This is a genomic window from Halomonas huangheensis, from assembly GCF_001431725.1.
Classification (GTDB): Bacteria; Pseudomonadota; Gammaproteobacteria; order Pseudomonadales; family Halomonadaceae; genus Halomonas; species Halomonas huangheensis.
The window spans coordinates 3,754,678-3,774,223 of sequence record NZ_CP013106.1; the positions used below are offsets into that span (position 1 = coordinate 3,754,678).

At 59.1% G+C, this 19,546-nt stretch carries 17 protein-coding genes, 1 tRNA gene and 1 pseudogene; 11 read left to right on the plus strand and 8 right to left on the minus strand.

Translation table 11 applies throughout. The features are described 5' to 3' along the window. Positions 1-16 precede the first annotated feature (16 nt). From AR456_RS16220 to fabV, 3 genes are all read right to left on the minus strand, one after another. Positions 17-1,231 (minus strand): aspartate aminotransferase family protein, encoded by a 1,215-nt coding sequence (locus AR456_RS16220; protein WP_021818285.1) that lies wholly within the window; start codon positions 1,229-1,231, stop codon positions 17-19. 268 nt (positions 1,232-1,499) lie between these two features. Further along, the gene (locus AR456_RS16225) at positions 1,500-2,480 is read right to left on the minus strand and encodes a GlxA family transcriptional regulator (protein WP_021818284.1); all 981 of its coding nucleotides are present in this window, start codon (positions 2,478-2,480) and stop codon (positions 1,500-1,502) included. Positions 2,481-2,715: 235 nt separating this feature from the next. Further along, positions 2,716-3,915 (minus strand): enoyl-ACP reductase FabV, encoded by a 1,200-nt coding sequence (gene fabV / locus AR456_RS16230; protein WP_021818283.1) that lies wholly within the window; start codon positions 3,913-3,915, stop codon positions 2,716-2,718. A 186-nt stretch (positions 3,916-4,101) separates the two neighbouring features. Between fabV and AR456_RS16235 the strand changes: the two genes are divergently transcribed. Then, a complete protein-coding gene (locus tag AR456_RS16235) occupies positions 4,102-4,485 on the plus strand; it encodes a DUF7079 family protein (RefSeq protein ID WP_031207422.1) in 384 nt (127 codons plus the stop codon). A 13-nt stretch (positions 4,486-4,498) separates the two neighbouring features. Here AR456_RS16235 and AR456_RS16240 read toward each other — a convergent pair whose 3' ends face one another. The 4 genes from AR456_RS16240 to AR456_RS16255 form a co-directional block, all read right to left on the minus strand. Next, positions 4,499-4,990 carry a glutathione peroxidase gene (locus AR456_RS16240; protein WP_021818281.1) on the minus strand — a complete coding sequence of 164 codons (492 nt, stop codon included), beginning with the start codon at positions 4,988-4,990 and terminating at the stop codon, positions 4,499-4,501. 57 nt (positions 4,991-5,047) lie between these two features. Beyond that, the gene (locus tag AR456_RS16245; RefSeq protein ID WP_021818280.1) at positions 5,048-5,602 is read right to left on the minus strand and encodes an NUDIX hydrolase; all 555 of its coding nucleotides are present in this window, start codon (positions 5,600-5,602) and stop codon (positions 5,048-5,050) included. Between the two features lie 70 nt (positions 5,603-5,672). After that, positions 5,673-6,281: a LysE family translocator gene (locus AR456_RS16250; protein WP_021818279.1), complete on the minus strand. Its 609-nt coding sequence runs from the start codon at positions 6,279-6,281 to the stop codon at positions 5,673-5,675. Between the two features lie 318 nt (positions 6,282-6,599). Then, positions 6,600-6,686, minus strand: a tRNA-Leu gene (locus AR456_RS16255). 143 nt (positions 6,687-6,829) lie between these two features. Here AR456_RS16255 and AR456_RS16260 point away from each other — a divergent pair. From AR456_RS16260 to AR456_RS16295, 8 genes are all read left to right on the plus strand, one after another. Then, the gene (locus AR456_RS16260; RefSeq protein ID WP_021818278.1) at positions 6,830-8,284 is read left to right on the plus strand and encodes an SLC13 family permease; all 1,455 of its coding nucleotides are present in this window, start codon (positions 6,830-6,832) and stop codon (positions 8,282-8,284) included. Positions 8,285-8,568: 284 nt separating this feature from the next. Continuing rightward, positions 8,569-9,597, plus strand: a complete 1,029-nt coding sequence (gene queA, locus AR456_RS16265) for a tRNA preQ1(34) S-adenosylmethionine ribosyltransferase-isomerase QueA (RefSeq protein WP_021818277.1) — start codon at positions 8,569-8,571, stop codon at positions 9,595-9,597. 111 nt (positions 9,598-9,708) lie between these two features. Further along, a complete protein-coding gene (gene tgt / locus AR456_RS16270) occupies positions 9,709-10,827 on the plus strand; it encodes a tRNA guanosine(34) transglycosylase Tgt (RefSeq protein WP_470303265.1) in 1,119 nt (372 codons plus the stop codon). A 125-nt stretch (positions 10,828-10,952) separates the two neighbouring features. Further along, on the plus strand, positions 10,953-11,288 hold the full coding sequence (gene yajC / locus AR456_RS16275) for a preprotein translocase subunit YajC (RefSeq protein WP_021818275.1): 336 nt from the start codon (positions 10,953-10,955) through the stop codon (positions 11,286-11,288). A gap of 132 nt (positions 11,289-11,420) precedes the next feature. Next, positions 11,421-13,271, plus strand: a complete 1,851-nt coding sequence (secD, locus tag AR456_RS16280) for a protein translocase subunit SecD (RefSeq protein ID WP_021818274.1) — start codon at positions 11,421-11,423, stop codon at positions 13,269-13,271. A gap of 34 nt (positions 13,272-13,305) precedes the next feature. Continuing rightward, complete coding sequence (secF, locus tag AR456_RS16285; protein ID WP_021818273.1) at positions 13,306-14,229, plus strand: protein translocase subunit SecF; 924 nt, start codon at positions 13,306-13,308, stop codon at positions 14,227-14,229. A 196-nt stretch (positions 14,230-14,425) separates the two neighbouring features. Further along, the gene (locus AR456_RS16290) at positions 14,426-15,478 is read left to right on the plus strand and encodes a CNNM domain-containing protein (protein WP_051995714.1); all 1,053 of its coding nucleotides are present in this window, start codon (positions 14,426-14,428) and stop codon (positions 15,476-15,478) included. Positions 15,479-15,629: 151 nt separating this feature from the next. Further along, positions 15,630-16,475, plus strand: a complete 846-nt coding sequence (locus AR456_RS16295; RefSeq protein ID WP_021818271.1) for an ABC transporter substrate-binding protein — start codon at positions 15,630-15,632, stop codon at positions 16,473-16,475. Between the two features lie 123 nt (positions 16,476-16,598). Here AR456_RS16295 and AR456_RS16300 read toward each other — a convergent pair whose 3' ends face one another. After that, a complete protein-coding gene (locus AR456_RS16300; RefSeq protein WP_021818270.1) occupies positions 16,599-17,423 on the minus strand; it encodes an inositol monophosphatase family protein in 825 nt (274 codons plus the stop codon). A 340-nt stretch (positions 17,424-17,763) separates the two neighbouring features. On the opposite strand from AR456_RS16300, the gene trmJ reads away from it, so the two are divergent. Both trmJ and cysE read left to right on the plus strand, forming a co-directional pair. Next, positions 17,764-18,588 carry a tRNA (cytosine(32)/uridine(32)-2'-O)-methyltransferase TrmJ gene (gene trmJ / locus AR456_RS16305; protein ID WP_021818269.1) on the plus strand — a complete coding sequence of 275 codons (825 nt, stop codon included), beginning with the start codon at positions 17,764-17,766 and terminating at the stop codon, positions 18,586-18,588. 76 nt (positions 18,589-18,664) lie between these two features. Continuing rightward, positions 18,665-19,483: pseudogene (gene cysE, locus AR456_RS16310) on the plus strand (serine O-acetyltransferase); the annotation flags it as partial. Between the last annotated feature and the right edge of the window lie 63 nt (positions 19,484-19,546).

The following is a 19,546-nucleotide window of genomic DNA, read 5'->3' on the forward strand; positions in this document are numbered from 1 at the left end:
GGTGCATGCCTGGCCATTACTGGCCAGACACCATGCGAGCGATGGCACGCTCGAGACGCTCAAGGCCCTCGACGATGTCCTGCTCGGGGATCACCAGCGACGGTGCCAGACGCAGTACATTGGGGCCGGCAACCAGCGCCATCACGCCTTCCTCGATTGCCAACGGCAGGATGTCCTTGGCGCGACCTTCATATTCCGGGGCCATCTCGGCGCCCACCAGCAGCCCCTTGCCACGGATTTCCTTGAATACGCCGTGCTTGCGGTTGATCGTTTCCAGATGCTCGCGGATCAGTTCGAAGCGCTTGTTGGCGCCTCCCAGCACTTCCGGGGTGTCGATGAAACGTACCGCCGCCAGCGCTACGGCCGAGGCCAGTGCATTGCCGCCATAGGTCGAGCCATGGGTACCGATGGCCATCGCTGGAGCGACACGGTCCGTGGTCAGCATGGCGCCAACCGGGAAACCACCGCCGATGCCCTTGGCACTGGTCAGGATATCCGGCGTCACACCGTAATCCGTATAGGCATACAGCGAGCCGGTACGACCGGCACCGGTCTGCACTTCGTCGAATACCAGCAGAGCGTCGTGCTGATCGCACAACTCGCGCAGCCCGCTGAGGAATTCCTGGGTGGCCGGCAGAATGCCGCCTTCACCCTGAATCGGCTCGACCATCACCGCACAGGTGTTGTCGTCGATCAGTGCACGAACGCTGTCCAGATTGTTGTACTCGGCGTGGACGATACCGCCCGGTACCGGACCAAAACCCTGAGAGTACTTGGGCTGACCACCCACGCTGACCGTAAAGAAGGTCCGGCCATGGAAAGACTGACTGAAGGAAATGATGCGACTCTTGTGCTCGCCATGATTGTCATAAGCCCAGCGACGCGCCAGCTTCAGCGCAGCCTCGTTGGCCTCGCCACCGGAAGAGCACAGGTAGACCTTGTCGGCAAAGGTGCGCTCGGTCAGCTCGCGAGCCAACTCCAGCGCCGGCTCATTGGTGTAGACATTGGACAGGTGCCAGAGGCGGTCAGCCTGACTCTTGAGTGCCTCAACCAGCACCGGATGACAGTGACCGAGGGCGTTGACCGCAATACCGCCAGCGAAGTCGATGTACTCTCGTCCGTCCTGGTCCCACAGGCGGCTGCCTTCGCCGCGCACCGGAATGACCTGCTGCGGTGAATAGTTGGGCACCATGTACTGATCGAAATCGGCACGAGTCGGTCTAGAGCTCATCAGCTTTCTCCACTGTCATGTTTGTCTATTCGGGTGTCTGCCAGGGCATTACGCGTCGCTTGCCGAGACATATCGCAACGCTCTGGCATCACCCTGGTGCTGGCCTGTGAGGGGCTCGGACCAGAATGTCATTCGAGTATAGGGAGGCAGTGCGTTTCGGGCTTTCAGCGATGGGACCCTGATTTTCATAAAGCACTAGATCGCCCGTCACATCAGTGTTGATGGCAGGAAAAATGGCGGGGAAAGATGGTGCGACAGGGATTGAGAGCTACTGGTTGATGCGCTCTTCCCGCGGCGTGATACCAAAGTGGTTGCGGTAGGCCGTGGAGAAATGGGCCGCCGAGGAAAACCCGGTTTGCAGAGCGATCTCCCCTGCCGGGCGATCAGACTCGCGCAACAGGCGTCGCGCACGTTGTAGTCTCAAATCCAGGTAATAGCGACTCGGTACCGATTTGAGATACTTCTTGAACAACCGCTCCAACTGACGGCGCGAGACCCCAAGGTGCTCGGAAAGCTCGTGCGTGGTCAGCGGCTCCTCGATATTGGCCTCCATCAATTGCACCGCCTCGGTCAGGCTCTTCGGTGCATGAGACAACCGCGAGCGCAGCGGAATCTGCTGCGGCTCATCGCCCATGCGGATGCGTTCCATGACAAAGTATTCGGAGATTCGTGTCGCCAGAGCCGGGCCATGATGGTTGGCCACCAGAGTGATCATCATGTCCATCGCCGCGGTACCACCACCACAGGTAATCCGGTCGCGATCGATCTCGAAAAGTTGCTGGGATAGACGCACTCGCGGGTGCGCTGCGGCAAATGCCTCGAAGCGTTGCCACGGCAATGTCGCACTGTAGCCATCCAGCAGGCCGAGACGCGCCAGGGCCTCGGTGCCGCCACCAATACCGCCAATCATGATGCCGGAGGTTGCCAGCCGCTTGAGCCAGGCACCCAATTCATCGGGAATACCACTGGGTAGCATGGCAGGCCCACAGACCAGCACCATGTCTGGGTAGCGGGTCACCTCATCCAGCGCCATCCTCGGCGCCAGCGTTTGCTGGGAGGTACTGGTCACCGCCTCTCCACCACAGCTGTAACTGGTCAGGCGATAGAGCGTTCGGCCATGCAGCAGATTGGCAACATGCAACGGCTCTGTAGCACAGGCATGGGACAGCAGGGAAAATCCCGGCATCACCACAATTCCCACCTCACGCGTCAGAGCGAGGGAACTTGAAGTGCTGGCGGCATCGGACATGGGAGATTCTCTGACCAGTCAAGAAGGAACCCGACGCCGGTTTTGCGTCAGGGTGAATATTGGAATACAAGTTTGCTGAAAAATGTTTCGAAAATCAGCGGCGATCCATCGATAGAGGATAGCGTCGAGGCCCAGCAACAACCAGTCCACGAGGCGCACGCAAACAGGGGCGGCACTTACGCCGCCCCTGTCTGCCATACACAAGACTCTTCAACGCCATTCGTGCAACCGAGAGTTACAGCTGAACCACGTCGAAATTCACGTCTGTCTCAACATCAGCATCATAATCGACATCATCACGCTCGAAGCCGAACAGCTTGAGGAACTCATGCTTGTAGCCGGCATAGTCGGTGATATCGAACAGGTTCTCGGTGGTCACCTGTGACCACAGGTCCTGACATGCCTGCTGCACATCATCGCGCAGTTCCCAGTCGTCCAGACGCAGACGGCCGACATCGTCAGTCGCAAGCTCGCCACCATACAGACGTTCACCAAATAGACGGTTAAGCTGATCGATGGTGCCTTCGTGCAGGCCCTGCTCCTTCATGATCCTGTAGACCATGGCGATGTACAGCGGCATCACCGGAATCGCGGCACTGGCCTGAGTCACAACCGACTTGAGCACCGCAACATTGGCACCGCCGCCGGTAGTCTTGAGCTGGGCGTCGATCGCCTGCGCAGCACGGTCAAGATCTTCCTTGGCCTTGCCCAGAGCACCGTGCCAATAGATCGGCCAGGTAATTTCGGTACCGATATAGCTGAAGGCAACGCTGCGCGCGCCCGGCGCAAGCACGTCGGCATCGGCCAGCGCCTGCATCCACAGTTCCCAGTCCTGGCCGCCCATGACTTCGATGGTATCGGCGATTTCCTGCTCAGTCGCCGGCCCCACCTCAGCCTCGATGATGGCGTCCTTGTTGGTATCGATGGCCGTCGCACGATAGGTCTCACCGATCGGCTTGAGGCTGGAGCGCTTGAGCTCACCGCTATCCGGCAACTTACGCACCGGAGACGCCAGCGAGTAGACCACCAGATCGATCTGACCGCCCATGTCCTGCTGGATCAGCTCGATGGCCCTGGCACGTGCTTCGTGCGAGAAGGCATCGCCGTTGATCGACTTGCTGTAAAGCCCCTCGGCCTTGGCAAAGCGATCGAAAGCGGCAGAGTTGTACCAACCCGCTGTGCCGGTTTTCGTCTCGCTGCCGGGCTTCTCGAAGAACACGCCCAGCGTATCGGCGCCATAACCGAATGCCGCAGTGACGCGAGCGGCCAGGCCATAGCCACTGGAAGCACCGATCACCAGAACCTTCTTCGGTCCCTGGGCGGCATCCAGGCCACGCGCACGGGTTGCCTCGATCTGCTCGAGAACATTCTTCTCGCAGCCGACGGGATGAGTTGTGGTGCAGATGAATCCGCGAACCTTGGGCTTGATGATCACGACAGACCTCTTCGTTCCGGGTGGGCAGCCGCCCTGAATTGACTTGGGCAAATCGCTATTCTAGCGGTCTGAAGGCCAGCTGTCCGCAACGATGCTCAGCCAGTGCGATATCAGCATTGCCAATTGCACCTTGCTCCACTGTCGAGGCTCGGGCAGCATGCTGCCACTGTCTGAGGAGAATGAATGATGGACGCACAGACTCTGGTCGATGAGCGCGGCGAGCTGTGGCTGACACTGGCGCCGTTGTGGCTCGAGCGCGAGCCCCGTGAAACCGACTACGCACGCATGACCGAGGTCGTCCTGCGCTACGGCTTGACCCTGAAGGAACTGGAGTGGGTTATACGCCTTGAGCTGGCCCCGGTGCTGTCACGTCAACAGATGTCCGTTGCCGGAGAGTGGCGCAAATTCGATGATTACCAATTGATGCGACGCCTGGTGGCACACAACATGCGCCTCAAGGGCTGGCGGCGTTCGTTCTGGACCCTGTTCTCTGGCCTGGCCACCATCATGGTACGGCCACGCTTCAACGAACTGCTCGAGCGCGTGGCAGTAGCTCAGGCAACCAACTGATCACTCGCGCGTTTCAGACAACCGGCTCATCCAGCGCCTGCTCCAGATCCTGGAGCATATCAACGGCAGTGGCTCGCGGCCCGAAGCGGCGTATCACACGACCATCGCGCCCGATCAGGAACTTGGTGAAGTTCCACTTGATGGCACGAGTCCCCAACATTCCCGGGGCCTGTTCCTTGAGTGCCCGAAACAACGGGTGCGCCTTGCCGCCATTGACGTCGACCTTCTCCATCAGAGGAAAGGTGACCGCATAACGACGCTCGCCGAAGGTACAGAACTCCTCGGCGGACTCAGGGGATTGATGCGCAAATTGATTGCACGGGAAGCCCAGCACGGTAAAACCGCGCTCGCGATGCTCGCGATACAGAGCTTCAAGCTCGGCCAGTTGCGGAGTGAAACCGCATTTACTGGCCACATTGACTATCAACAGCACCTGCCCGCGCAGCGCGCGAAGATTGAAGGGCTCGCCGCTATGGGTACGGCATTCATGATCGTGAACTGACATCTCATTCACTCGCCGGGAATACATTCACGATGACACGCCAACCGCAGATTCGCCAGCTCATTTACCGGCACATTCGCTGTCACGCAGTAGGCTGACCGCTAGCCGGGTATCGGGTGTCACCGTTTCCAACGCCAGAGCCTCATCAAGATCCATCCACCAGGCCTCGGCAACCTCCTCTGGCTGCAGGATCAACGGCCCATCGAAGCTTACTGTAAACACGCTGCCGAAGATGTGATGACCATCTTCACAGTAGGTGAAGTCCAACGTGTGAATCAGAGGTTCGCCTCGAATCCCCAACTCCTCGGCCAGTTCACGGCGTGCCGATTGGTTCACAGCCTCTCCCGCCGCCACCACGCCTCCCGCCGCCAGATCAATGCCTCCCGCAAAGACTTCCTTGGTTAGCGTTCGACGCTGAACACAAAGCTGATTGCGGGAGTTACGCACTACAATATAGGTGGCACGGTGCCAGAAGCCCATACGTCTCATTTGAGTACGCCAGGCACTACCACAAGGACGATTGCGGGAGTCGACCACCTGGATGCGCTCTCTGGCGATCACTGGAGCCACTGCTGCATCCTGTGCCGCTGCCGGCATCGAACTGTCGATCGACATGAAGCTGGTCTCCAGAGCAAATGCCCAAGCCTAGCGCGCAGCAACAGTCGCGTCCACGCAGCCAGGCGTCTTAACCCATCAGCACTCGTACCGCGAGCCCCAGCAGCAGGACTCCCGTGATTCGATTGATCCAGTGTGCTCTGGCCTGCAACCAGGGCAGTACCCGGGAATGTGACAAGCCCAGTGCCACCAGGGTGTACCAGCCGCCATCAATGACCACCGCAGTCAGTACAATGATCATGCGTTGCAGCAAGGTCATTTCCGGGGTCACAAACTGACTCAGTAACGCCACAAAGAACAGAATCAGCTTGGGGTTACCCAACGCCACCACCAGGCCATCACGCGCGGCAATCATCAAATTCGCTGACTGTCCCTGGGTACGCAGAGCACCTCCCGCCCCCGCACGCAGCGCCTTGATCCCCAGCCATGCCAGATAGGCCGCCCCCAACCAGGTGATCACACGAAAGACCGTTGGATGATGCTCGATAACCGCCCCCAGCCCCCACACCGTCAGCAGCGCATACAGCCCTACCCCCAGGGCATGGGTAACCGCCGCCATCATTCCCGATGAGCGACCGCCTCCCAGGGTATGACGCAGCACCAGGGCGAGACTCGGCCCGGGCGACATGGCCCCCATGGCGCAGATCGCCGCGAGTGACAACCATAGGGAAAGAGGCATCGTCCAGGCTCCATTGAGATATCGCGATGAGCAAGCCTAACACGGCAACAGAGTCAGGCGACCGAGCTCAGGAACGGCTAAGTGCCCGCCGCCTACACAACGTGATCTGCAGGACTGAAACGGCCTGAAGCGAGTGTCCCTCACATCAACACCTATTCGTCAGCCGTCGTTCCTGGCACACCAATTCTTGAAGGGTGGGCTTTTACACAATAGTGATCTGGTCACAAGGCCGAGGCAGGATGCGACCAAACTGCGACCATTCCTGATCGAAGCCAAATCGCAGGCACAAAAAAAGGCGCATAAGCGCCTTTTTAAAAATGGTGCCGGTGGTCGGACTCGAACCGACACACCCGTGAAGGCGGCGGATTTTGAATCCGCTGCGTCTACCAATTCCGCCACACCGGCAACGGGCGAGAATTATACGTAGACCGGCGGCCAGGTCAATGATTTCATTTCATTCTCGCGAATATCATCATTAGGTTGCTATTATTGCGCCCATCTTTTTCGGCACCTCCGGTCGGCGGTTGTTCCCATTTCAGGAGTTCCCCATGGCGCAGTCACGCAACGAAGCCCCTCCTTCTCCTTCCGTCGCGGCACGCATCGGGCTGGTGCTCGGCCTGGTGTTGCTGCTGCTCACCCTGGTCGTTCCTGCGCCAGCCGGTATGTCGCCCATCGCGTGGCACTGCGTAGGCATGGCATTGCTGATGGCCAGTTGGTGGTCCACTGAGGCCATTCCGATTCCGGTGACGTCTCTACTGCCGCTGGTTCTCGCCCCAGCGTTGGGTATTGGTGACATCAAGGAAACGGCGGCCAGCTATGCCAATCCGATCATCTATCTGTTCCTCGGTGGTTTCCTGCTGGGGATCGCGATGCAGGTCTGGAACCTTCATCGCCGCGTGGCGCTGCAGGTGCTGCGTGTAGTGGGTAGCGAGCCAAAGCGTCAGATAGCGGGCTTCATGATCGCCACTGGCTTCATCAGCATGTGGGTCTCCAATACCGCCACCGCAATCATGATGCTGCCCATCGGCATCTCGGTGCTGAGCCTGCTCGAGGATTCGGACCCGAAGGAACTGAACCGCTTTGCCACCGCGCTGCTGCTGGGTATTGCCTATTCCGCGAGCATAGGTGGCGTGGCCACTCTGATTGGCACACCGCCCAACGCCCTACTGGCCGGCTACCTGTCGGACTCCATGAACATTGACCTTGGCTTCGCTCAGTGGATGCTGATCGGCCTGCCAATCAGTATCACGATGATGGTGGTCGCCTGGTGGTGGTTGTGTCGCGGTGGCTTCCAGCTCACTACCGGTGACAACGATAGCGCCAGCATGATTCATCGCGAACTGGCCGAAATGGGCCCGATGAGCAAAGCCGAAAAACGCGTCGGATTGGTATTCCTGCTGGCGGCGGCAGCCTGGATCGTCCGCCCCATGCTCAACAACCTCGGCGTGGACTGGCTGTCGGACACCTCGATCGCCATTCTCGCCGGCATGACACTGTTCCTGGTTCCCAGCGGCCGTCATCGCGGCGAATCACTGATGGCCTGGGACGAAGCAGTCAAACTCCCCTGGGGCATCCTGCTGCTGTTTGGTGGCGGCCTGGCGCTGGCCGGTGCCATCAGTTCCTCGGGGCTCGCCGAGTGGATTGCCAACCAACTCTCCGCACTTGGCGCCTTGCCGACACTGGCGCTCATCGGTGGCGTAGTACTGGTCATCATCTTCCTCACCGAAGTGACATCGAATACTGCCACTGCGGCAGCCTTCCTGCCGCTACTCGGTGCCATGGCCATGTCATTGGATATTCCGATTCTGTTGATCACGGTCCCTGCTGCAATTGCCGCCAGTTGCGCTTTCATGATGCCTGTAGCCACACCGCCCAATGCCATTGTCTTCGGCACTGGGCATATGAGCATTCAGTCCATGATCCGTGCCGGGTTTGCCCTCAACCTCGCCGGCACTGTGCTGGTAACATTGATGGCTTATGCACTGATCCTGCTGATGTGGTAGTTGCTACTGCTGATATGGTAGTTACCACTTCTGATGAGGCGGTCGCCACGCCTGCTGCTGTGGTAGTTGCCATGTCTCCAGCGCACTAATCTTTCCGCGTTTCCTGACGTGACGGTCAGGAAACGCTATCCTTGTGCACCGCTGTCCTGAGACCGCGCTTCGATCAATCAATGCACCGGCAGGTCACTCACCTTATGCCTGATGCAATTACCTGTTGGTTGTTGCGCCCGTTATTGGTTGTTGCGCCCGTTAATAGTTATTGCGCCCGCGATTCAAGAGCCCACATGCAAAGAGCCGATTTCCACTTTGATCTTCCGCAAGAGTTGATCGCTCGCTACCCTTCGGAAGTACGCAGCGACTGTCGCCTGCTGTGCGTCGATGGCAACAGCGGCCAGTTCAGCCACCACCAGTTTCCCGATCTGGTGGAAATGCTGGAGCCCGGCGACCTGCTGGTTTTCAACGATACCCGCGTCATTCCGGCACGCCTGCATGGTCACAAGGCCAGCGGCGGCAAGGTCGAGATGCTGCTCGAGCGCCCATTGGATGCCCATCGTGGACTGGTCCACCTACGCTCCAGCAAATCACCGAAACCCGGCACCGAACTGATCTTCGAAGGCGGCATCCAGGCGGTGGTCGAGGGACGCCGAGACGCGCTGTTCGAACTACGCTTTCTCGGTGAGACACCGATGATCGCTCTGCTCGAGCAGCATGGTCACATGCCCTTGCCGCCGTACATCACTCGCGACGACGAGCTCTCGGATCGCGAGCGTTATCAGACCGTCTACGCCCGGCGTGACGGCGCAGTGGCCGCTCCCACCGCGGGACTGCATTTCGATCAACCGCTATTGGAACGCCTTGCGGCAAAGGGAGTCGAATCGACATTCGTCACCCTGCATGTCGGTGCGGGCACCTTTCAGCCTGTGCGTGCCGCTGATATCCGTGAGCACCACATGCACAGCGAGTGGATAGAGGTCGGTGAGGAAGCCTGTACCAAGGTACATGCTGCACAGCAGGCCGGCAAACGCGTCATCGCCGTGGGGACCACCAGCGTGCGCTGTCTTGAAACCGCCAGCGCCTCTGGTGAAATTGCTCCGTTCTCCGGCGATACCGATATTTTCATCTATCCCGGCTACGAGTGGCGTTGTGTCGATGTGCTGGTTACCAACTTCCATCTTCCGGAATCAACCCTGTTGATGCTGGTCAGCTCCTTCGCCGGCTTCGAACCCGTCATGCAGGCCTATCGCGAAGCCGTGGAACAGCGCTATGCGTTCTTCAGCTATGGCGACGCCATGTTCCTGACGCGGTCGCGCTGACTCAGACTCAGCATCTCTGAATCAAAGCTGGTATCGCTGATTCAGACCCAACATCTTGTTCGGCCAGGGCCGGACATGGAGATAGAACACATCATGCGTAACGAATGCTTCATGAGTTTCGAACAACTCGCCACTGACGGGCGAGCACGCCGAGGACGCATCAGCTTCCCCCGCGGCACCATCGAGACACCTACCTTCATGCCCGTCGGCACCTACGGCACAGTGAAGGGCATGACACCCGCGTCGGTCGAGGAGATTGGCGCCGAGATCATCCTCGGCAACACTTTCCACCTGTGGTTACGCCCCGGCACCGATGTCATCGAGGCGCATGGCGATCTGCATGATTTCGCACAGTGGCACAAGCCGATCCTCACCGACTCCGGCGGTTTTCAGGTCTTCTCGCTGGGCGAGATGCGCAAGATTACCGAAGAAGGTGTGCACTTTCGCTCGCCCGTCGACGGTTCGAAGGTCTTCATGGGCCCCGAAGAGTCGATGGCCGTGCAGCGCTCGCTGGGCTCCGACATCGTGATGATCTTCGACGAATGCACGCCCTGGCCTGCGACCTTCGAGGAAGCCAAACGCTCGATGGAAATGTCGCTGCGTTGGGCCAATCGTTCACGCATCGCCCATGGTGACTCACCCTCGGCACTGTTCGGTATCATTCAGGGTGGAATGTATCCAGAGCTGCGCGAGCAATCGCTCAAGGGGCTGGATGAGATCGGCTTCGATGGCTACGCCATCGGCGGTCTATCGGTGGGTGAGCCCAAGGAAGAAATGATCAAGGTGCTCGACTACCTGCCCGAGTGGATGCCGGCCGACAAGCCACGCTATCTGATGGGCGTCGGCAAGCCGGAGGACCTGGTTGAAGGCGTACGGCGTGGCGTCGACATGTTTGACTGTGTCATGCCGACACGCAACGCGCGCAACGGCCACCTGTTCACGTTCGAGGGCACGGTCAAGATTCGTAATGCCAAACACCGCCATGACACCGGTCCGCTGGAGGAAGGCTGTGACTGCTATACCTGCCAGAACTTCTCGCGCGGGTATCTGCATCACCTGGATCGCTGCGGCGAGATGCTCGGCTCGATGCTCAACACCATTCACAACCTCCGCCACTATCAACGGGTGATGGCTGGTTTGCGCGGTGCTATCGAAGCGGGTACATTGGCTGACTTCGTGGAAGATTTCTACGCGCAGCGCGGGTTGCCGGTTCCTCCCGCACCGAATTGATCGACGGCTGGCCCTGAGCCAGCCGTTTGAATACCTGAAGCTGCGTTCGATTTCTCGACAACCTATTTCTCGACAACCGATTTCTTGATAATCGTGTTCTCAACAACCTCAGGAGACTGTCGTACATGCTGGACTTTTTCATTTCCCCTGCCATGGCAGAAGGTGGCGGTGCTGCCGGTGGCGGTATTGCCCAGATCGTGATGCTGGTCGGCTTCGTGCTGATTTTCTACTTCCTGCTGTGGCGTCCGCAGGCCAAGCGTGCCAAGCAACATAAGCAATTGATCGCCGGCCTGTCCAAGGGCGACGAGATCGTGATTGGCGGTGGCCTGATGGGCCGTGTCACCAAGGTCAGCGATGACAGCGAATTCCTGAGTCTGGAAATCGCCGAAGGTACCGAGGTCAGCGTGCAGAAGAACGCCGTCGCCGCGGTACTGCCGAAGGGCACCATCAAGTCCATCTGATCAGCGCCAGGGCCTCGCTCTCGAGCGAGGCCATTCTATGCCAACGCGTGATAGCCGCCCTGCGGCTGTTGCGCATTGGCATGACAGTTCAACTGTCAGCATATTCGTCAGCAAACTGAGGGCAGAGCCCCGATGCTCAATCGTTACCCCCTATGGAAGTATCTGCTCATCGCACTGGTACTTCTCTTCGGCCTGGTCTATTCGCTTCCCAATCTCTTTCCTGAAGACCCGGCTGTACAGATCAGCAGTGACCGTGGCGACCTGAACCTATCCGCGGAGCAGCAGAAGAGTCTCGAAGAGGCACTCGCTGACGCCGGCATCGAGGTCAAGACAGTCGAGGAAGCACCCAATAGCGTGCTCATCCGCCTGCGCAACACCGACGACCAGATTTCCGCTCGCGACCTGATCAGCGAGACACTCGGTGAAGACTACGTTGTCGCCCTGAACCTCGCCGAATCCACTCCCGACTGGCTGGCCTCACTTTCGGCATCACCGATGACTCTGGGCCTCGACTTGCGCGGTGGTGTTCACTTCCTGCTCGAAGTGGATATGGATGCCGCCGTCCAGCAGCGCCTGGAAGTCAATGCCAGCGCCATTCGCGAACAGCTGCGCGACGAGCGTATCCGCTATCGCAATACTCAGGTTGAAGGGCGCACCATTTCCGTGGACTTCGTCAACGCTGAAGACCGCGACGCAGCACAGCGTCTGATCAGCCAGAGCTTCCCGGACTTCCAGTACCAGGGCCTGGAGCGCGAACGCGGCGCCGGCTTCAGCATGACGCTGAGCGATGCCGCCGTTGATGAGATTCAGGATTACGCGATCAACCAGAACCTGACCACTCTGCGCAATCGTGTCAACGAGTTGGGCGTCGCCGAGCCGTTGGTCCAGCGCCAGGGCCCGGATCGCATCGTTGTCGAGCTACCCGGTGTTCAGGATACCGCCGCCGCCAAGCGTATCGTTGGTGCCACAGCCAACCTCGAGTTTCGTCTCGAAGCCCGCGCAGACACCCCGGATAACGAAACGGAGAGCCTGCCGTTCCGCAATGATCCAGCACGCTCTGCCGACCTGATGCGTGATGTGATCATCACCGGCGACAGTGTTTCCAGCGCCACTCGCAGTTTCGACGAGAACGGTCGTGCTCAGGTCAACATCAACCTCGACGGTACCGGCGGCACGCTGATGAACCGTGCGACACGCAGCAACATCGGCCGCAACATGGCGGTGGTGTTCATTGAGCACAAGACGCGCGACCGCACGGTGACCGAAGACGGCAAGCAGGTCACGGTTCGTGAACCATACACCGAACGAGGCATCATCAGCCTGGCCACCGTCCAGAGCGCACTGGGCAATAGCTTCCGCATTACGGGACTCGACTCCCCCACCGAAGCCGGTGAGCTATCCCTGCTGCTGCGCTCCGGCTCGCTGGCGGCACCGATCTACTTTGCTCAGGAACGCACTATCGGCCCGAGCCTCGGTGCGGACAACATCGCCCGCGGCCTGTTGTCAGTACAGGTCGGTCTGGTGCTGGTGTTGCTGTTCATGTTGATTCGCTACAAGGCATTCGGTGTGATCGCCAACATAGCGCTGGCCTTCAACCTGACACTGTTGGTGGCAGCGATGTCGCTGCTCGGTGCGACGCTGACCCTGCCCGGCATCGCCGGTATCGTCTTGACGCTGGGTATGGCGGTCGATGCCAACGTATTGATATTTGAACGAATACGTGAAGAGTTGCGCAACGGCATGTCGGTGCAGCAAGCGATTCACTCCGGTTACGAGCGCGCCTTCACCTCGATCGTTGACGCCAACCTGACCACCTTGCTGGTGGCAGTGATCCTGTTCTCCATTGGTACCGGACCGGTCAAGGGCTTTGCGGTGACACTATCGCTGGGCATCCTGACGTCAATGTTCACAGCGCTGATGGTGACACGCGGCATGGTCAACCTGGTCTACGGTGGCCGTCCGCGCAAGAAGATCTGGATCTAACCATGGCCCAATGCAATCACCACAGGGAGAGGACATGAAGAACCTCACCAACCTGAATATCGACTTCATGGGCCACCGCCGACTGGCTTATGCCTTCTCGGCGATCACCCTACTGATCTCGATCATCTCGCTGGCGGTACAAGGACTGGCATTGGGACTCGATTTCACCGGCGGCACGCTGATTGAAGTCCACTACGCCACTGCGCCCACTCTCGACAGCGTTCGCCAGGCGCTTGAACTGGGCGGATTCAATGATGTGTCAGTGCAGACCTTCGGCGCTGCCAACGAGATACTGATCCGTCTACAGCAGGCTTTCGATGCGGATGTCGGCCAACAGGTAATCGATCTGCTCGCCAACCAGGGAGTGGACGTCAACCTGGTACGCGCCGAGTTCGTCGGTGCTCAGGTCGGCGACCAACTACGCGACCAGAGTGGTCTCGGCATGTTGCTGGCAATGGGCGGCGTCATTCTCTATGTCGCGTTCCGTTTCCAGTACAAGTTCGCTCTCAGTGCTCTACTGTCACTGGGCCACGATGTCATTGTGGTGCTGGGTGTGTTCTCGCTGTTCCAGCTTGAATTCGACCTCACGGTGCTGGCAGCGGTACTCGCGGTCATTGGTTACTCGCTCAACGATACCATTGTGGTCTTCGACCGTATCCGCGAGAACATCCGCAAGTCGCGCATCGACGATATGGCGCAGATATTCAATGAAGCCATCAATCAGACCCTTGCCCGTACGCTGGCAACCTCCGGCACTACGGCTCTGGTACTACTGGCGTTGTTTATGCTCGGTGGTGACCTGATTCACAACTTCTCGATCGCCCTTCTGGTCGGTATCGGCCTGGGGACCTTCTCGTCGATCTACGTCGCTGCAGCACTATTGATTCAGCTCAAACTGCAACGCACCGACCTGATTCCCGAGAAGAAGGAAGACCCCGAGGCCGAAGAGCTGCCCTGAAGGCACGCTTCTGCCGCAGTAGCACGCCCTGACCCCCGCCCTCTCCGAGTGGCGGGGGTCTTGTTTTGGCAAGGGGGCTTCTGACCCATTCCGGTTTCTCTTGCGCAGTTCTTGACCCTATTGCATGATTCACCCGGCACTGCAGCATGACTCGCTCTACTGCACTGCCACTTTCCTGGTCACCTACAGAGGCTCCATGTTACTGCTGGCTGCATTTGCCATTATTTCCATCTCCGCTTCCTTCCTGTGCTCCATTCTGGAAGCCGCTCTTCTCTCGCTGACTCCCAGCTATATCGCCCAGCTCAAGGACAGCGAACCTCGACTGCACCGCCGTCTGGCAGTACTCAAGCAGGATATCGACAAACCACTCGCGGCTATTCTGACGCTCAACACCATCGCACATACGGGGGGAGCGACCGGCGTCGGCGCCCAGGTTGCGGTAGTGTTCGGCGAGGCTTGGCTGGGTCTGGCTTCTGCGATCATGACACTGTTGATCCTCGTGCTGTCGGAGATCATTCCCAAGACCATCGGTGCCACCTACTGGCGACAGCTTTCCCGCTGGCTACCTCCGTTGCTGAACGGCATGGTCTGGACTCTGCGACCCTTCATCTGGCTATCAGAGCTGATCACCCGCCGTATCAGCCATGATGCGCCGGGTACCGACATGCGCGGTGAGATCAAGGCACTGGCGCGTATCGGACTGGACGAACAGGCCCTGGATCGCGACGAGGCCCGCACCATCACCAATATCCTCAATCTGCATGAGATTCAGGTGAGTAGTGTAATGACACCGCGTACGGTGTGTATCTCGGTACGCCCATCGATGAGTGTGGCGGAATTCGATACCCAGCTATCACGCTCGCCCTTCACACGTTTTCCCGTCATGGACGGGGGTGAGCATGCACTGGGTTACGTGCACAAGGCCGATACCTACCACGCCGAAGAACAGGCGACGATGAAGGAAGTCATGCACCCGGCGCCAGTGGTAGATTCCACAGACAGCGTCGAGAGCGTGTTTCTGATGATGCAGCGCGATCGCCAGCACCTAGCAGTGGTCTACGACGACAACGGCACCTGGGTGGGCTTGATTACCATGGAAGACGTTATCGAGACCATCCTCGGTGAAGATATCGTCGACGAAACCGACGACGTCACCAACATGCGCAAGTACGCCAGACAACGCTGGACCCAGCGTATTCAGGCATCACAGAGCAGTGGCTCGCAGCCGGCTGCCCCGGGCGAGCAGTAGCGTTGCAGTCAAGGCAACACAACGTCCCGTACAGCGCGGCGGATGTGACCATTTCCTGCGCATTTCTCGGTTAGCGTCCTTGTATAAAAGAGGTTGAGTCTCATTCTCAGAACGATATGACTCACCCCTTCTCATCAACAAGGACGCAACCATGCTCAAACCTCTTGCCATTGCCTCTCTGCTGGCGGTTACCGCGCAAGCCTGGGCCGATACCGACGCTCAGCGTATCGCTGCACTGGACTACGCGGCTCTCGACACACTCACAGCACTGGGCCAGGGCGAGCGTATCGCCGGTGTACCTCGGTCAAGCCTGCCGGAATACCTGTCCTCCTACGCCTCGGATGACTACGCCGATGTCGGCTCACTGAAGGCTCCCGAGTACAAGGTGCTTGATGAGCTGGCTCCAGACAGCATCGTCATCAGCGGACGCCTGGGCGGTGAGAAGGATCAGTTGGAGGAAATCGCGCCCACCTGGCAAAACGGTAGTGCAGAGGGCAATGACTACTGGAGCCAACTGGAAGCCAACACACATGCACTGGCCGAGGAGTATGGCGTGGATGATCAGGCCGGCCCGGCACTGGACACGCTTCACGCTGATATTGCTGAGGCAGTCGCGACGATCGAAGGCAGCCCCGAGGTGCTCGTCGTGCTGCACAACGATGGCAAACTGGTCTACCGCCAGGACCCGGTCATCAATGACCTGATGAGCCTCTCTTCTCCCACCCTGCCTGATGACGTCGAGACTCAAACCCGAGGTGAGCGTAGCTTCACTACGCTGACCCCGGCCCAGATCTCCGCCATGGCACCAGATCTGGTCTGGGTCGTTGATCGCAGCGCTGCCATCGGCCAGCCGCCGCTGAATATCGAGACGCTGCACAGTGAATTGGGAGATCTGCATGTCGTCAAGGGCTCGCCCAGACTCTGGTACCTGGCCAGCGGTGGCCTGAAATCCACCCTGCTTCAGGTCAATGAGGTGGTCAGCGCACTCCAGCAGTGACAGTGACACCAGCGAACTGAGTGGCCTGAGCAAACTCTACACTGCGCACAGCCCCAGCCCCATAAGCACACAGCCCCCTGCCGCATCGCGGCAGGGGGCTGTGTGTATCGCGCGGGTGCAGGATCAGTCTGACTCGTGGCGACCCGGGATATGCTGTACGTGCGGCGCAAGCTGCTTGATCAACGCCTTGAACAAGCGTGGATTAGCTGCCATCAAGGCACCTTCGATCGACACCGAAGGCTTGCCATCCGGCATACCAATCAGCGCACCGGACTCCTTGAGCATCAAGCTACCGATATCCAGGTCCTGCTCATCGATACCCAACACGAACACAGCATCGGCACGACCAGCGGCGACACGTGCGATATCGAGTAATGCACAAGCGGAGGACTGGATCTGCTCAGCCTGAGGCGCCAATTGCTGGACAAGAGTCAACCAGGTTGGCAAGAAGCGTGAACGCAGGTAATTGTCCGGCAGGCTCATCGACAGACGAGCTCCCTGAATCACCTGAGCCTTGGGCACGCGAAGACGCTTGCCATTGAGCTGGGCACCACGGCCACGGCTGGCAAGATATTCGTCATCACTGAAGGGGCAGATAACTACCGCATGCTCCGGACGGCCCTTGATCAGACACACAACCGACAGGGCAAACTCAGGGGATGCCACACTCAGGTTGGAGTAACCATGGAAGGGTTCGATGCGCCAAAGCACATCCTTACCTTCGCCTTCACCGGCACGATGCGGTGTGTAGCGCCCGACTACGCCGTGCTGCGGATAGCCGCGAGCAAGTTGGCGAGTAATCAGGGATTCGGCATTACGTGCCGTGTCCTCGAGTATACGATCGAGGCTATGTTCTTCGTGAGCATTCTCGATACGCTCACGAATACGAAGAAACTGTTCGCCGGCGCTACGGGCAGCGCGCAGGGCATACTGGACCATCGGATGCATGATCAGGCCTTGGGAGTCGGTAGTGTTAAAGAACAGAGTCGGTATAGGAAAATGCTGATTGTTCAGCGCTTCCTGCTGGAAACTGAATGGAGTGGTTCCTCAAACGGAATGATCCAGCAATTGCATAGCGAAAACAGACTCGGCGCGCATCCTAGCAGATCGCGCGCATCTGTGCCACGCAGATTCACGTCGACATGATAGAATCCGGCTCCTTGCTGGCCTCATTACTACGCCATGCTACTAGAACATGTAACTGCGACATGTAACTGCAACATGTAACTGCGACATGGCACTACGACATATAACTGCGCCACGCCCCTGATCAACGACAGAGCCTGACATGCTTGAGCGAATTCGAATCGTGCTGATCGGCACCAGCCACCCCGGCAACATCGGTGGCGTTGCCCGCGCCATGCACAATATGGGATTGACCGACCTGGCGCTGGTCGCACCACGTTGTGATGCGATCACGGCCGACAGTATCTCCCGCGCCTCGGGGGCGGACTCCCTCGTACATGGTGCGCATATCTCCGCCAGCCTCGAAGAGGCAGTCAGCGACTGTAGCCTGGTGGTCGGTGCCAGCGCCCGCAGCCGTACTCTACCCTGGCCGATGATGACCCCACGCGAGGTAGGCAGCCGCCTGCCCACGGAGCTCCAGCACCAGGCGTCTCGTGTTGCGCTGGTCTTCGGCCGGGAAGACAGCGGGTTGTCCAACGCTGAGCTTCAGCGCTGCCATGCCCATGTACATATTCCCACCAACCCGGATTTCAGTTCACTGAATCTGGCCGCAGCGGTGCAAGTGCTCGCCTACGAATGCCGTCTCAGCTGGTTGGAGCAACAAGATCAGTTGGAGCAACAGAATCGGTTGGAGCAGCAGGCACAGGCGCCCGATACCACCGAAGAGCAGCAGCCGCTGGCCACCCACGAGGAGCTTGAGCACTATTTCGCGCACCTCGAACGTACGCTGATCGCCATCGGCTTCCATGATCCGGCAACACCACGTCAGCTCATGGCACGCTTGCGTCGCGTCACCCTGCGCTCACGACCGGAACGCATGGAGCTCAATATCCTGCGCGGTATTCTCAGCGCCACCGAAAAGGCCGCCGGCCAGGTCGCCATGGGCCAGCGCACATCTGACGACATCCCACCCAACAGCGACGCCTGAAGTCGAGCAGCATCTACTTGAAGCGGAGAGCAACTGCCCGCACTATGAAACTTCAGGCTGACTCAAGGACCGCCGCATGTTTCAACGTCTGCGCGAAGACATCAACAGCGTATTCGCCCGTGATCCGGCGGCACGCAACTTTCTCGAGGTATTGACCAACTACCCGGGACTGCACGCTCTGCTGCTGCATCGCGTATCCCATTCGCTGTGGAAGCGTAATCTCAAATGGATCGCACGCACCCTGTCGACCATCGGGCGTTGGCTGACCGGTATCGAGATTCACCCTGGGGCATCCATTGGTCGTCGCTTCTTCATCGATCATGGCATGGGAGTGGTGATTGGCGAAACCACCGTGGTCGGCAACGACGTCACCCTCTACCAGGGTGTCACTCTCGGTGGCACCAGCTGGAACAAGGGCAAGCGTCACCCGACACTGGAAGACGGTGTCATCGTCGGCGCCGGCGCCAAGATTCTCGGTCCCTTTACCGTAGGTGCCGGCGCGAAGATCGGCTCCAATGCCGTCGTCACCAAGGAAGTGCCTGCGGGTGCAACCGTGGTGGGTATTCCCGGCAAGGTCGTCATGCGCACCGACCCGGACAGCGAACCCATGCTTGAGGTCGATCCGGCGCGCCGTGAAGCCATGTGCCAGAAATTCGGTTTCGATGCCTACGGTGTCAGCCAGGACATGCCCGACCCCGTGGCTCGCTCGATCCAGGCGATGCTCGATCATATGCACGCCGTCGACGAGCGCATTGGTGGCATGTGCCAGACCCTGCGCAAACTGGATGCCGACTATCGTGACGGCAGAATGCCCGAACTGCGCGATGAAGACTTCGCCGATATGCTCGACGAAGTCGATCGCGCCTGCCCGCCCGTCTCTGCGCATCAGCCTGACAAACCGGTCGCACCCACGGATGAGGGCCAGTCGACAGCGAATCAGACACACAGCGAAGACTCT

Excerpts from the sequence above, each read along its gene's own strand:
- AR456_RS16260 (WP_021818278.1), top strand. The coding sequence starts at position 6,830 with ATGGCGCAGTCACGCAACGAAGCCCCTCCTTCTCCTTCCGTCGCGGCA.
- trmJ (WP_021818269.1), top strand. The coding sequence starts at position 17,764 with ATGCTTGAGCGAATTCGAATCGTGCTGATCGGCACCAGCCACCCCGGC.
- AR456_RS16295 (WP_021818271.1), top strand. The coding sequence starts at position 15,630 with ATGCTCAAACCTCTTGCCATTGCCTCTCTGCTGGCGGTTACCGCGCAA.
- AR456_RS16235 (WP_031207422.1), top strand. The coding sequence starts at position 4,102 with ATGGACGCACAGACTCTGGTCGATGAGCGCGGCGAGCTGTGGCTGACA.
- AR456_RS16250 (WP_021818279.1), bottom strand. The coding sequence starts at position 6,281 with ATGCCTCTTTCCCTATGGTTGTCACTCGCGGCGATCTGCGCCATGGGG.
- AR456_RS16300 (WP_021818270.1), bottom strand. The coding sequence starts at position 17,423 with ATGCATCCGATGGTCCAGTATGCCCTGCGCGCTGCCCGTAGCGCCGGC.
- AR456_RS16225 (WP_021818284.1), bottom strand. The coding sequence starts at position 2,480 with ATGTCCGATGCCGCCAGCACTTCAAGTTCCCTCGCTCTGACGCGTGAG.
- tgt (WP_470303265.1), top strand. The coding sequence starts at position 9,709 with ATGAGTTTCGAACAACTCGCCACTGACGGGCGAGCACGCCGAGGACGC.
- secD (WP_021818274.1), top strand. The coding sequence starts at position 11,421 with ATGCTCAATCGTTACCCCCTATGGAAGTATCTGCTCATCGCACTGGTA.
- AR456_RS16245 (WP_021818280.1), bottom strand. The coding sequence starts at position 5,602 with ATGTCGATCGACAGTTCGATGCCGGCAGCGGCACAGGATGCAGCAGTG.
- queA (WP_021818277.1), top strand. The coding sequence starts at position 8,569 with ATGCAAAGAGCCGATTTCCACTTTGATCTTCCGCAAGAGTTGATCGCT.
- yajC (WP_021818275.1), top strand. The coding sequence starts at position 10,953 with ATGCTGGACTTTTTCATTTCCCCTGCCATGGCAGAAGGTGGCGGTGCT.
- AR456_RS16290 (WP_051995714.1), top strand. The coding sequence starts at position 14,426 with ATGTTACTGCTGGCTGCATTTGCCATTATTTCCATCTCCGCTTCCTTC.
- AR456_RS16220 (WP_021818285.1), bottom strand. The coding sequence starts at position 1,231 with ATGAGCTCTAGACCGACTCGTGCCGATTTCGATCAGTACATGGTGCCC.
- secF (WP_021818273.1), top strand. The coding sequence starts at position 13,306 with ATGAAGAACCTCACCAACCTGAATATCGACTTCATGGGCCACCGCCGA.
- AR456_RS16240 (WP_021818281.1), bottom strand. The coding sequence starts at position 4,990 with ATGTCAGTTCACGATCATGAATGCCGTACCCATAGCGGCGAGCCCTTC.